Annotated in this window: 12 protein-coding genes; 4 read left to right on the top strand and 8 right to left on the bottom strand. The window is 56.3% G+C overall.

The window, feature by feature from the left end; genetic code table 11:
- Positions 1–54: 54 nt before the first annotated feature.
- Positions 55–1530: a glucose-6-phosphate dehydrogenase gene (gene zwf, locus ACLRGG_RS03965; RefSeq protein WP_416248525.1), complete on the bottom strand. Its 1476-nt coding sequence runs from the start codon at positions 1528–1530 to the stop codon at positions 55–57.
- Positions 1531–1912: 382 nt separating this feature from the next.
- On the opposite strand from zwf, the gene ACLRGG_RS03960 reads away from it, so the two are divergent.
- Together ACLRGG_RS03960 and pyk are read left to right on the top strand one after the other, a co-directional pair.
- Positions 1913–2773, top strand: coding sequence for a MurR/RpiR family transcriptional regulator (locus tag ACLRGG_RS03960; RefSeq protein WP_416248524.1), 861 nt, complete (start codon positions 1913–1915; stop codon positions 2771–2773).
- Between the two features lie 112 nt (positions 2774–2885).
- Positions 2886–4328: a pyruvate kinase gene (pyk, locus tag ACLRGG_RS03955; protein ID WP_416248523.1), complete on the top strand. Its 1443-nt coding sequence runs from the start codon at positions 2886–2888 to the stop codon at positions 4326–4328.
- 95 nt (positions 4329–4423) lie between these two features.
- Here pyk and lpxM read toward each other — a convergent pair whose 3' ends face one another.
- From lpxM to znuA, 3 genes are all read right to left on the bottom strand, one after another.
- Entirely contained in the window at positions 4424–5392 is a 969-nt protein-coding gene (lpxM, locus tag ACLRGG_RS03950) for a lauroyl-Kdo(2)-lipid IV(A) myristoyltransferase (RefSeq protein ID WP_416248522.1), read from the bottom strand.
- 129 nt (positions 5393–5521) lie between these two features.
- Positions 5522–6847 (bottom strand): murein DD-endopeptidase MepM, encoded by a 1326-nt coding sequence (gene mepM / locus ACLRGG_RS03945; RefSeq protein WP_416248521.1) that lies wholly within the window; start codon positions 6845–6847, stop codon positions 5522–5524.
- A 13-nt stretch (positions 6848–6860) separates the two neighbouring features.
- Positions 6861–7808 (bottom strand): zinc ABC transporter substrate-binding protein ZnuA, encoded by a 948-nt coding sequence (znuA, locus tag ACLRGG_RS03940; protein ID WP_416248520.1) that lies wholly within the window; start codon positions 7806–7808, stop codon positions 6861–6863.
- Positions 7809–7885: 77 nt separating this feature from the next.
- On the opposite strand from znuA, the gene znuC reads away from it, so the two are divergent.
- Both znuC and znuB read left to right on the top strand, forming a co-directional pair.
- Positions 7886–8638, top strand: coding sequence for a zinc ABC transporter ATP-binding protein ZnuC (znuC, locus tag ACLRGG_RS03935; protein ID WP_416248519.1), 753 nt, complete (start codon positions 7886–7888; stop codon positions 8636–8638).
- Positions 8635–9420 (top strand): zinc ABC transporter permease subunit ZnuB, encoded by a 786-nt coding sequence (gene znuB, locus ACLRGG_RS03930; RefSeq protein WP_416248518.1) that lies wholly within the window; start codon positions 8635–8637, stop codon positions 9418–9420. Before znuC ends, znuB begins: the two co-directional genes overlap by 4 nt.
- A 179-nt stretch (positions 9421–9599) precedes the next feature.
- On the opposite strand, the gene ruvB is transcribed toward znuB, so the two are convergent.
- From ruvB to ACLRGG_RS03910, 4 genes are all read right to left on the bottom strand, one after another.
- On the bottom strand, positions 9600–10604 hold the full coding sequence (gene ruvB / locus ACLRGG_RS03925; RefSeq protein WP_416248517.1) for a Holliday junction branch migration DNA helicase RuvB: 1005 nt from the start codon (positions 10602–10604) through the stop codon (positions 9600–9602).
- Positions 10605–10612: 8 nt separating this feature from the next.
- On the bottom strand, positions 10613–11230 hold the full coding sequence (ruvA, locus tag ACLRGG_RS03920) for a Holliday junction branch migration protein RuvA (RefSeq protein ID WP_067701137.1): 618 nt from the start codon (positions 11228–11230) through the stop codon (positions 10613–10615).
- Positions 11231–11317: 87 nt separating this feature from the next.
- Positions 11318–11842: a crossover junction endodeoxyribonuclease RuvC gene (gene ruvC, locus ACLRGG_RS03915; protein WP_416248516.1), complete on the bottom strand. Its 525-nt coding sequence runs from the start codon at positions 11840–11842 to the stop codon at positions 11318–11320.
- A 43-nt stretch (positions 11843–11885) separates the two neighbouring features.
- Positions 11886–12629: a YebC/PmpR family DNA-binding transcriptional regulator gene (locus ACLRGG_RS03910; protein ID WP_416248515.1), complete on the bottom strand. Its 744-nt coding sequence runs from the start codon at positions 12627–12629 to the stop codon at positions 11886–11888.
- Positions 12630–12695 lie beyond the last annotated feature (66 nt).

The raw sequence follows: 12695 nt of genomic DNA, 5'->3' as shown, positions 1-12695 counted from the left end.
CTCGCGGCTGACATAAAACTCGCGCAGCGTGCCATGACGCTGCGCGAAGAGGCGTTACTCGAACTCGTTCCAGGAGCGTCCGTCGCGGGTAATCATCGCGACAGAAGCAACGGGCCCCCAGGTTCCTGCCTGATACGGCTTAGGTGCTTCTTTATCGGCTGCCCATGCGTCCATGATGGAGTCAACCCATTTCCAGGCCTCTTCGACCTCATCACGGCGCACGAACAGCGCCTGAATACCCCGCATGGTTTCCAGTAACAGCCGCTCATAGGCATCGGCCAGATGCGACTGGTTAAAGGTTTCCGAGAAGCTCAGGTCCAGCTTGGTGGTTTGCAGGTTATGCTTATGATCAAGCCCTGGCACCTTATTGAGGATCTGAATATCCACGCCCTCATCAGGCTGCAAACGGATGGTCAGCTTGTTCTGCGGTAGCTCCTGCCAGGACTCTTTGAACAGGTTCAGCGCGGGATTTTTAAAATAGACCACCACTTCAGAGCACTTGGTCGGCAGACGCTTACCGGTACGCAGGTAGAAAGGTACGCCTGCCCAGCGCCAGTCGTCGATATCCACGCGGATAGAAACGAAGGTTTCAGTGCTGCTGGATTTGTTAGCATCCTCTTCTTCCAGGTAGCCCGGCACTTTTTTGCCCTGCACAAAGCCGGAGGTGTACTGGCCCCGCACGGTTTTCTCGCGCACGTTAGTGTGATCGATGCGGCGCAGCGAGCGCAGAACTTTCACTTTCTCGTCACGAATACGGTCAGCCGAGAGATCGGCCGGCGGCGACATGGCAATCATCGTCAGAACCTGTAACAGGTGGTTCTGGATCATATCCCGCATCTGGCCAGCTTTGTCGAAATAGCCCCAGCGCCCTTCTATTCCCACTTCCTCCGCCACGGTGATCTGCACGTGATCGATGGTGCGGTTGTCCCAGTTAGACGCGAACAGCGAGTTGGCAAAGCGCAGCGCCAGGAGATTTAAAACCGTCTCTTTGCCCAGGTAGTGGTCAATACGGAAGACCTGGTTTTCCTCAAAATATTCGCCAACCTGGTCGTTAATTTCGCGTGAGGTATCCAGCGACGTCCCCAGCGGTTTTTCCATTACCACGCGAGCGGGCTGGGCGTTGAGCTTCGCGGTGCCCAGGCCTTTGCAAATCGCCCCAAAGGTACCTGGCGGCATGGCGAAGTAGTTAATAGTGACGCGTTTTTTCTGATCGAGCATTTTACCCAGTTTGGTGAAATGCGCAGAGTCATTGACGTCAAGGTTGCAGAAGTCCAGACGATTGCTGAGCTTATCCCACAGCGCCTCGTCAATCTTCTCCTTCATAAAGGTTTCAAGCGCTTCGCGAACTACCTTGGTATAAGCGGCCTTATCCCAGTCGGCGCGACCCACACCAATAATGCGCGACTCTTCGTGGATCTGCCCGGCTTTTTCCAGCTGATACAGCGAAGGCAATAGTTTCCGGCGTGCGAGATCGCCTTTGGCACCGAAAATAACCAGATCGCATGCCTGAGCCGTTTGTGTAACCGCCATTATAATCTCCTCGTTGCAGGGCGAGCCTGACCTGCTGATTCCATAAACATCCAGGCTCTTATTATCATTCTCTTTGAATACAATGTACTGCTTTTGGCCGGTCCACGTAAACCTGACCGCGCCGTTACAGCACAGAGTATGCCATTTAAGCCGATTATATCGACAATGCCGCCCTCAGGTCGGTAGGTTCATTCGTTCTTTTCAACGGTTTTGTGTCTGATGACCGCGCTAAAAATACGATGTAGCTCAAACTCTGACAAAATAAACTGCGATTGCCGTCTCAATGCTGCCGCTGCCTGTTTAGCCCATTGTATATTCTCTACAAATTGACATCGGTTTCTCCTTTGAATGAAATCGTCAGAAAAGATGAGCGAAGCACGCTATGAATATGCTGGAAAAAATTCAGGTCACGCTGCTGAACCTGAGCAAATCCGAACGTAAGGTCGCGGAGGTGATTCTGGCCGCCCCTGAATCTGCTATCCATACCAGTATTGCCCTGCTGGCCCGCAAGGCGGCGGTAAGTGAACCGACCGTGAACCGCTTTTGTCACAGAATGGGCACCAAAGGGTTTCCCGACTTCAAACTGGTACTGGCGCAAAGCCTGGCGAACGGTACCCCCTATGTCAGCCGGCATGTCGAAGAACATGATAGCGCCGGGGCATATCTGCAAAAGATATTTGAATCGGCCATGGCCGGTCTCGACAGAGCGAAAAACAGCCTGGACGCCGTGGCCGTCAATCGCGCCGTCGACCTGCTTACGCAGTCGAAAAAGATCGCCTTTTTTGGCCTTGGCGCGTCCGCCGCCGTGGCTCACGATGCCATGAATAAATTTTTCCGCTTCAATGTACCGGTGATCTATTCCGATGATATTGTGATGCAGCGCATGTGCTGCATTAACAGTGCGGAAGGCGATGTGATTGTGCTTATCTCGCATACCGGGCGTACTAAAAATTTAGTCGAACTGGCGCAGCTTGCGCGGGAAAATGATGCTACCGCGCTGGCTATTACCTCGCCCGGGTCGCCCTTAGCGCTGGCAGCCACGCTGGCGCTGACGCTTGATGTGCCGGAGGACACCGACATCTATATGCCGATGGTCTCCAGGCTGGCGCAGCTCACGGTGGTGGACGTGCTGGCGACAGGGTTTACGCTGCGTCGGGGAGCCAGTTTTCGGGATAACCTGAAGCGGGTGAAGTCGGCGCTAAAAGAGTCACGTTTTGAAAAAGAGCCGCTCACGCCGGGTTAACCGCCGAAATGGCGCAACGGATTAATCAGGGCGTGGCCCGCTGAATAACAAGTGCTCACTTTTACCGGGGTTGCTGTGGCAACACCCCCTTACAACGTCAATGGAGTTATAGATGTCAAGACGTCTCAGAAGAACCAAGATTGTTACCACGCTGGGTCCTGCTACAGACCGCGATAATAACCTCGAAAAAGTCATCGCCGCGGGTGCCAACGTTGTCCGTCTGAACTTCTCACACGGTACGGCTGAAGATCATCTTCTCCGGGCGAATAAAGTGCGTGAAATCGCCGCGAAGCTGGGGCGTCATGTGGCGATCCTCGGGGACCTGCAGGGACCTAAGATCCGTGTTTCCACCTTCAAAGAGGGTAAGGTGTTCCTGAGCATTGGCGATCGCTTCCTGCTCGACGCCAGCCTGGGGAAAGGTGAAGGCGACAGCGAGAAGGTCGGTATCGACTATAAAGGTCTGCCCGCCGACGTCGTGCCGGGGGATATTCTGCTGCTGGACGACGGCCGCGTGCAGCTCAAAGTGCGCGAGGTCCAGGGCATGAAGGTCTTCACCGAAGTGACGGTGGGCGGTCCCCTTTCCAATAACAAAGGGATCAATAAGCTGGGCGGCGGCCTGTCAGCGGAGGCCCTTACTGAGAAAGACAAAGCGGATATCCTGACCGCGGCCAAAATCGGCTGTGACTACCTGGCCGTCTCCTTCCCGCGCTGTGGTGAAGACCTCAACTATGCCCGCCGCCTGGCGCGTGATGCTGGTTGTGAGGCAAAAATCGTCTCCAAAGTGGAGCGTGCCGAAGCCGTTGCCAGCCAGGAAGCGATGGACGATATCATTCTGGCCTCTGACGTGGTGATGGTTGCCCGCGGCGATTTAGGGGTAGAGATCGGCGATCCCGAGCTGGTTGGTATCCAGAAAGCCCTCATCCGCCGCGCCCGTCAGCTTAACCGCTCGGTGATTACCGCCACCCAGATGATGGAGTCAATGATCACCAACCCGATGCCGACCCGCGCAGAGGTAATGGATGTGGCCAACGCCGTGCTTGATGGCACCGATGCGGTGATGCTCTCCGCCGAAACGGCGGCCGGGCAGTATCCGGCGGAAACCGTCTCCGCAATGGCAAAAGTGTGTCTGGGAGCGGAAAAGATCCCGAGCATCAACGTCTCCAAACACCGGCTCGACGTGCAGTTTGATAATATCGAAGAAGCCATCGCCATGTCGGCAATGTATGCCGCTAACCATCTCCAGGGCGTTACGGCCATTATCACCATGACCGAGTCGGGGCGGACCGCGCTGATGACCTCGCGCATTACCTCCGGTCTGCCGATATTCGCCATGTCCCGCCATGAGCGCACGCTGAATCTGACTGCACTGTATCGCGGCGTGACGCCGGTGTTTTTCGACAGTGACAAGGATGGCGTCGCCGCAGCGCATGACGCCACCGACCTGCTGCGCGATAAGGGCTTTCTGATGTCCGGGGATCTGGTCATTATTACCCAGGGCGACGTGATGAGCACGACCGGTACCACCAATACCAGCCGTGTGCTGCGCGTGGAGTAGCGCCATGATAACCTCTGTGCCGTAAACGTTGAACGGTACAGCGCGGATGCAGTTTCAGGGCGGGATTTCCGCCCTTTTGGGTGCCCTTCACATTGCTACTTAGGATAGAGGTCCTTACGTCGGTAAGGCTCGATATCCCCCTCTTTACGCGTTTTCAGCAGCTTGAGGATCCAGGTGTACTGCTCGGGGTGCGGGCGCACGAAAACTTCCACCTCTTCGTTCATCCGCCGCGCCAGGGTGGTATCGTCCGCCTCCAGCAGATCGTCCATCGGTGGCCGCAGCAGGACGTCCAGCTGATGCGTTTTGCTGTTATAAACCGGAAACAGCGGCACGACTCTGGCACGGCACACCTTCATCAGGCGGCCCACGGCAGGCAGCGTCGCCTTATAGGTGGCAAAGAAATCCACAAATTCACTGTGTTCCGCCCCGTGATCCTGATCGGGCAGATAGTAGCCCCAGTATCCCTGCCGTACCGAGCTGATGAAGGGTTTGATGCCGTCATTGCGGGCATGCATCCTGCCGCCAAAGCGACGGCGAATCGCGTTCCAGACGTAGTCCATCAGCGGATTGCGCTGGTTATGGAACATCGCCGCCATTTTCTGCCCTTCAGACGCCAGTACCATAGCCGGGATATCAACTGCCCAGCCGTGCGGGACGAGGAAAATCACGTTCTCTCCCGCATCGCGACAGCTGTCGATAATTTCGCGGTTGTGCCACTTAATGCGCTCACGGGTATGCGCAGGACGCAACGCCAGCTCTGCCATCATCACCATTGACTGTGGTGCAGTGGCGAACATGTCGTCGATGATTTTTTCCCTGTCTGCTTCAGGAAGCTCAGGCATACAGTAAAACAGATTAATCTGTGCCCGACGTCGTGCGCTTTTCGCAAATTTTCCCGCCAGCCGCCCCAGCGACCCCAGCAGCGGATCGCGCAGTCTGGCCGGAACCCAGGCCATCCCTGCACAGCAGCCAATCGCCAGCCAGTTGCCCCAGTAGCGCGGCATCAGAAAGGATTTCTGAAAAACGGGGATAAATTCGATGCTGCTTTTTTTGCTCTTTTCCATGCACTCGCCTCAAACAATAACCGGCCTATGATAGTGCCGACGGGCGATAATGCAATGCCCCAGCATTTTGCGGATAAAACGAAAAAGCCGGCGGGAAGAACCCGTCGGCTTAAGAAACATCCACTAAGCCTAGTTAAAGCGCAGCTGCGGCATCACTTCCCGGACCTGGGCCAGATAAGCACTGCGCTCACTGCCGGTCAGGCCTTCCATCATGGGCAGCTTCGCGGTAAGAGGATTCACCGCCTGATTATTGATCCAGATTTCATAATGCAGATGAGGGCCGGTAGAACGTCCGGTGTTGCCGGTTAAAGCGATACGGTCGCCGCGTTTGACCTTCTGACCCGGCTTCACCAGCAGCGTTTTCAGATGCATATAGCGGGTCATATACTGCCGTCCGTGGCGGATAGCAACGTAGTTACCTGCCGCGCCGCTGCGCTTAGCAACGATTACTTCACCATCGCCCACCGCCAGCACCGGGGTACCGATTGGCACCGCAAAATCCACGCCCTTATGCGGCGCAATGCGCCCCGTGACCGGGTTCAGACGACGGGGGTTATAATTTGAGGAGACGCGATACTGTTTAACCGTGGGGAAGCGCATAAATCCGCGGGCAAGCCCGGCACCACTGCGATCGTAGAACTTACCGTCATCGGCACGAATGGCATAATAATCCTTGCCGCCGGTCTCCAGACGCACCCCTTTAAGCTGACTCTGCTGGCTTTTGCCATCCATCATCTCGCGGGACATCAATACTGAAAATTTGTCACCCTGGCGCAGCTTGCGGAAATCCATCTGCCACTGGAGGGCTTTGATTACCGCACTGATTTCACCGCTGCTTAGCCCTGCCTGTTTGGCGCTGGTGACGAAGCTGCCGCCCACCGTGCCGGAAAGCACGCTGCTTTTCCATTCGCCTTTCAGAATTTCAGCGCTGACTTTAAAGGTATCGCCTGAGCGATCGTAGGTGCGGGTTTCGCGGTGGGAGGCTTCCCAGGTGAGGCGCTGTAGCTGTCCATCGTCGGTCAGCGTCCAGGAAATTTGCTGGCCTACCTGTAAATTACGCAGGTCTTTATCGGCTTTAACCAGCTGAGCGATGTCGCCCATATCTATGCCATACTGATTGAGAACGCTACTCAGGGTATCGCCGGAAGACACGACATAGTCATGCGTACCGGTTTCGTTCTGCACGTCTTCATCAATTTCATCTTTCGGCACGTCATCTTCAGGGGCAGGCGTATCCTGATCGAGAGGCTCACTGGCTTCCGGGAGCAGCTTGCGCAGCTGATTTTTATCCATCTCAATTGTTTTTACGATCGGATTTTCATCAGCAGGATGATTGACATAGGGCCGCCAGACAGAGACGGCCAGTGTAACAGCGGTAAGTGAACCCAGCATGATGCGGTGGGTTCTTGGCAATGTGTTAAACGCCATGGCGACAGCGCGGGCAATCTGCTGCACGTAATATATTCCTCTAGGCTCCTTTCAGGCAGCTCGCATACTGGGTGGACAGCTGTGAGAGGAATTTCACATAGCTATCTCTGCCCGGCGTGATGGCGGTACCGAGTGGGTCCAGCGTACCAGATCGTACGTTTGTCCCCCTGGCAACGGCATCAATCACGGCTGGCCTGAACTGTGGCTCAGCAAAGACGCAAACGGCCTTATGCTCAACCAGCTCTGTTCGTATTTGATGAAGTCGCTGCGCGCCGGGTTGGATCTCGGGGTTAACGGTAAAATGTCCCGTTTGGGTCAATCCGTAATGTTTTTCAAAGTAGCTGTAGGCATCGTGAAAAACGAAATAACCCTTTCCTTTCACCGGAGCAAGCTGAGACTCGATTTGCGAATCGGCGGTAGCCAATTCTGCCTCAAAATGCTGCAGGTTCGCGTCTAGTTTGTCTCTGCTTTGCGGCATAAGTTCCAACAATTTTGCGTGGATTGCAACCGCAGATTGCCTTGCGATTTCTGGGGACATCCAGAGGTGCATATTGTACTCGCCATGATGATGAGAATACCCCGACTCATCATGGGCTTGTGCCCCCTCATCATGGCCGCGATCGTCATCATCGGCACCGCGAATTAGCAGGGGTTTAACCGTGGGCAGCGCGGCCAGTTCAATGGATTTCCCGGCGGGCAGTTGTCCCACAGCTTTTGGCATAAATGCCTCCATTTCTGGCCCCACCCAGACCACGAGATCCGCGCTGCGCAGGCGTTTGACGTCAGAAGGTCGCAGGGCATAATCGTGCTCGGATGCGCCATCGGGCAGCAACACCTGGACAGGCGTCACGCCGTCAGCTATAGCAGCAGCAATAAAGCCAAGGGGTTTGACTGAGGCAACAACCGCCGCCTGGGCAGGCAGGGTCAGCGAAGCGGCAAAAGCCAGCCCCGCAAGGGTGGCGAAAGTGGGTTTAATTTTATGTAACATAATGCGTCATACCATCGTGAGTCGTTGATGGAATGTGATATTATAACATTCTAAAACTTCTGCAACCTGTAATCACTATGACCTCACTGATTAGTCTTGAAAAAATTTCGGTCAGCTTTGGTGCGCGTCGCGTTCTCTCCGATGTGTCGCTTACGCTTAAGCCGGGTCGTATTCTGACGCTGCTCGGCCCCAATGGTGCAGGGAAATCGACCCTGGTTCGCGTAGTGCTGGGGTTGATTAAACCCGATCGGGGAAGTATTAACCGCCCTGCTCAGCTTCGTGTCGGCTACGTCCCACAAAAGATCCAGCTGGATCCGACCCTGCCGCTGACGGTTGAGCGCTTTATGCTGCTGCGCGGCGGCGTTCGACGCGCGGATATTCTTCCGGCGCTTAAGCGTGTCCAGGCCGCACAGCTGCTCAACTACCCGCTGCAAAAACTCTCAGGAGGAGAAATGCAGCGCGTACTGCTTGCCCGCGCCCTGCTCAACGAGCCGCAGCTGCTGGTGCTGGATGAACCGACTCAGGGCGTTGACGTTAATGGTCAGGTCGCCCTCTACGACCTGATAGATCAGCTGCGTCATGAGCTGAACTGCGGCGTGCTGATGGTGTCGCACGATCTGCATCTGGTGATGGCCAAGACCGACGAGGTGCTGTGCGTGAATCAGCATATTTGCTGCTCCGGCACGCCGGAAGCCGTGTCGCAACATCCTGAATTTATCGCCATGTTTGGCTCCCAGGGCGCCCAGCAGCTGGCGATCTATCGCCATCATCATAACCATCGACACGATCTCCAGGGACGTATCGTTTTACGCAGAGGAACAGGCCAGTGATGGAACTGCTTTTACCCGGCTGGCTGGCCGGGGTGTTACTGGCGCTGGCGGCGGGTCCGCTGGGCTCATTTGTGGTCTGGCGCCGTATGTCCTATTTTGGCGATACCTTAGCTCACGCCTCCCTTCTGGGCGTCGCATTTGGCCTGTTGCTTAACGTCAGTCCGTTTTATGCGGTTATCGCCGTCACGCTGTTACTGGCGCTGGTGCTGGTCTGGCTGGAGCGTCGTCCCCACCTGGCGATTGACACGCTCCTGGGCATTATGGCGCACAGCGCGCTGTCGCTGGGGCTGGTGGTGGTCAGCCTGATGTCCAACGTGCGGGTGGATTTGATGGCCTATCTCTTTGGCGATCTGCTGTCGGTAACCCCATCCGATCTTTACAGCATTGCGGCGGGCGTGGCCGTGGTGCTTACGGTGCTGGCATTGAACTGGCGTTCGCTGCTGTCCATGACCATCAGCCCCGAGCTGGCGCAGGTGGATGGCGTGAATATCCAGCGTAGCAAAATGGTGTTAATGCTGGTGACCGCGCTGACCATTGGGGTGGCAATGAAGTTTGTCGGCGCGCTGATCATCACGTCGCTGCTGATCATCCCGGCGGCCACCGCCCGTCGCTTTGCGCGTTCGCCGGAACAGATGGCCGGCGTTGCCGTGCTGGTGGGGATACTGGCCGTGTCGGCGGGCCTGAGCTTCTCTGCTTCCTGGGACACGCCTGCGGGGCCGTCGGTGGTGCTGGGGGCCTCTCTGATGTTTCTGTTCAGCATGGCAGTCAAGCCTCGCGTCTGAGATAACAACCTAAAAAAACCCCCTGCCAGCATGATGCGGACAGGGGGTTTTTGGGGTCTTCAGCCCCGGTATTCTCGTTACGTCTTTAAGCCGGGCGTCCCGGTTAATGACCCGGCCTGTTTATTCGCGCAGCATCTTTTAGGTCAGCATTTCTGCTTTCTGCCCCGGACGCAAGTCCGCTACTCTTCGCGGGTGATGCCAAAATGCTTGTAGGCATGCTGAGTCGCGATGCGCCCGCGCGGGGTACGCTGAATAAATCCCTGCTGGATCAGATAGGGCTCCAGCACGTCTTCGATGGTTTCGCGCTCCTCGCCAATTGCCGCAGCAAGGTTATCCAGCCCCACCGGACCACCGGTAAATTTGTCGATGATCGCCAGCAGCAGCTTGCGGTCCATATAGTCAAAACCCTCGGTATCGACGCTCAGCATGTCCAGCGCGCGGGAGGCCACCTCGCCACTCAGGCTGCCCGCGGCGCGCACCTCCGAGAAATCCCGTACACGGCGCAGCAGTCGGTTAGCGATACGCGGCGTGCCGCGGGCGCGACGGGCAATTTCCAGCGCCCCCTCCTCGCTGAGCGGCAGACCCAGACAGGCAGCGCTACGCGCCACGATATACTGGAGATCCTCAACGCGGTAGAACTCCAGCCGCTGCACGATGCCGAAGCGATCGCGCAAAGGTGAGGTGAGCGATCCCGCCCGCGTGGTGGCGCCAATCAGGGTGAAGGGCGGCAGATCCAGCTTGATTGAGCGTGCGGCAGGACCTTCGCCAATCATTATATCCAGCTGGTAATCCTCCATCGCCGGATAGAGCACCTCTTCCACCACCGGTGACAGGCGATGGATTTCATCAATAAACAGCACATCGTGCGGCTCAAGGTTGGTCAGCATGGCCGCCAGATCGCCTGCCTTTTCAAGCACCGGCCCGGAGGTCGTGCGCAGGTTTACGCCCATCTCATTGGCAACGATATTCGCCAGCGTGGTTTTACCCAGCCCCGGCGGGCCAAAAATCAGCAGATGATCGAGCGCCTCGCCGCGCATTTTGGCTGCCTGGATAAAAATCTCCATCTGCTCGCGCACGACCGGCTGGCCGATATACTCCTCAAGCAGTTTAGGGCGAATAGCCCGATCAATGACCTCTTCTTCATTGAGGGTTCCCGGCGAGACCAGGCGGTCGGCTTCAATCATGCTTTACCTCAGATAGCTGCGCGCAGGGCTTCGCGAATAAGCGTTTCGCAGTCCGCATTCGGGCGATCCACTTTTGCGATCATCCGGCTGGCTTCCTGAGGTTTATACCCCAGCGATACCAGCGCAGCAACCGCTTCACTTTCCGCGTCATTGGACACTGCCGCGTTCTGGACTTCGCTGGTCAGCGCAAAAGGTGCATCGGCAGCAAAGAGATCGCCATGCATACCTTTAAAGCGATCCTTCATCTCAACCACCAGCCGCTCGGCGGTTTTTTTGCCCACGCCCGGCAGTTTGACCAGCGCGGCGATCTCTTCCCGTTCTACCGCAGTCACAAACTGCTGGGCAGACATGCCGGAGAGGATAGCCAGCGCAAGCTTAGGCCCCACGCCGTTCACTTTGATCAGCTCGCGAAACAGCGCGCGCTCCTGTTTGCTGTTAAAACCAAACAGCAGTTGGGCGTCCTCACGCACCACAAAGTGGGTAAAAATCACCGCTTCGTGGTTCAGTTCTGGGAGCTCATAAAAGCAGGTCATCGGCATATGGACTTCATAGCCCACGCCGTTGGCTTCCAGCAATACCTGCGGCGGCTGCTTCTCAAGAATAATGCCTCGTAAACGACCAATCACATCTTACCCCTTATCTTTTAGGCTACCTGCTGATAAGCATCAGTGCGGGGTTATAGCATAAAAAAAGCTGGATGGATATCCAGCCTCTCAGGAACGCAGGCGACCACGCGCCAGGTTAAGCTGCCCTTCTCCCATGCGGTTAACATTCTGGCTAACGTGGCAGTGGGTGATGGCGATGGCCAGCGCATCGGCGGCATCCGCCTGGGGGTTAGAGGCCAGCTTAAGCAGCGTTCTGACCATATGCTGCACCTGGCTTTTTTCCGCGCCGCCCGTGCCGACCACGGTCTGTTTCACCTGCCGGGCGGCATATTCAAATACCGGCAGATCCTGATTGACCGCCGCCACAATTGCCGCGCCGCGCGCCTGACCAAGCTTCAGCGCGGAATCCGCATTCTTCGCCATAAACACCTGCTCAATGGCAAAATATTCCGGCTGGAACTGGGTAATAATCTCGCTGACGCCTGCATAAATCAGCTTCAGGCGGGTGGGTAAATCGGTCACCGAGGTGCGTATACAGCCGCTGCCCAGATAGGTCAGCTGCCGTCCGACCTGACGAATAACGCCATAGCCGGTTATGCGTGAACCTGGATCGATACCTAAAATGATCGCCATCACGCGTCTCCGGCCAGAGGGATTTTAAGTGGTTGCAACGCCATTAAAGGGTTGCCGCCACCTCATCAGAGATGTCACCGTTATGGTAGACCTCCTGCACATCGTCACAGTCTTCCAGCATATCAATCAGGCGCAGCAGTTTAGGTGCCGTTTCAGCATCCATATCGGCCTTCATTGATGGGATCATCGTGACCTCGGCCGATTCCACGGCAAGTCCTGCAGCTTCCAGCGCATCCTTCACGTCACCCAGCGACTCCCAGGCGGTGAAAACGTCAATGGCACCGTCATCATAGGTCACCACATCTTCTGCACCTGCTTCCAGCGCCGCGTCCATTACGCTGTCTTCTTCCAGCCCTGGCGCAAATGACACCACACCTTTACGGGTAAACAGGTAGGCGACGGAGCCGTCCGTGCCGAGGTTGCCGCCGGTTTTGGTAAATGCGTGACGCACTTCGGAAACGGTACGGTTACGGTTATCACTCAGGCATTCGACCATCACAGCCGTGCCGCCGGGTCCGTAACCTTCATAAATGATGGTTTCCATGTTGCTGTCATCTTCACCGCCCACGCCGCGCGCAATCGCACGATTCATGGTATCGCGCGTCATGTTGTTTGACAGCGCCTTATCCATTGCCGCACGCAGGCGCGGGTTAGAGGCGGCATCGCCGCCGCCCAGCCTGGCCGCCGTGACCAGCTCGCGAATAATTTTGGTGAAAATCTTACCGCGTTTGGCATCCTGAGCCGCTTTGCGGTGTTTGGTATTTGCCCATTTACTGTGACCAGCCATTAATTCCTCTCTCCTCGATCCCTCACAGGCTACCTCAATGATAACGCCTGGATAGTCAGATAATTT

This window comes from Erwinia sp. PPS120 (genome assembly GCF_047918655.1).
In the GTDB taxonomy this organism is placed as follows: Bacteria; Pseudomonadota; Gammaproteobacteria; order Enterobacterales; family Enterobacteriaceae; genus Erwinia; species Erwinia tasmaniensis_A.
Note: the sequence above shows the minus strand (reverse complement) of the source record. Positions and strands in the feature narration are given on the sequence as shown.

Excerpts from the sequence above, each read along its gene's own strand:
- zwf (WP_416248525.1), bottom strand. The coding sequence starts at position 1,530 with ATGGCGGTTACACAAACGGCTCAGGCATGCGATCTGGTTATTTTCGGT.
- ACLRGG_RS03960 (WP_416248524.1), top strand. The coding sequence starts at position 1,913 with ATGAATATGCTGGAAAAAATTCAGGTCACGCTGCTGAACCTGAGCAAA.
- pyk (WP_416248523.1), top strand. The coding sequence starts at position 2,886 with ATGTCAAGACGTCTCAGAAGAACCAAGATTGTTACCACGCTGGGTCCT.
- lpxM (WP_416248522.1), bottom strand. The coding sequence starts at position 5,392 with ATGGAAAAGAGCAAAAAAAGCAGCATCGAATTTATCCCCGTTTTTCAG.
- znuA (WP_416248520.1), bottom strand. The coding sequence starts at position 7,808 with ATGTTACATAAAATTAAACCCACTTTCGCCACCCTTGCGGGGCTGGCT.
- znuC (WP_416248519.1), top strand. The coding sequence starts at position 7,886 with ATGACCTCACTGATTAGTCTTGAAAAAATTTCGGTCAGCTTTGGTGCG.
- ruvB (WP_416248517.1), bottom strand. The coding sequence starts at position 10,604 with ATGATTGAAGCCGACCGCCTGGTCTCGCCGGGAACCCTCAATGAAGAA.
- ruvC (WP_416248516.1), bottom strand. The coding sequence starts at position 11,842 with ATGGCGATCATTTTAGGTATCGATCCAGGTTCACGCATAACCGGCTAT.
- ACLRGG_RS03910 (WP_416248515.1), bottom strand. The coding sequence starts at position 12,629 with ATGGCTGGTCACAGTAAATGGGCAAATACCAAACACCGCAAAGCGGCT.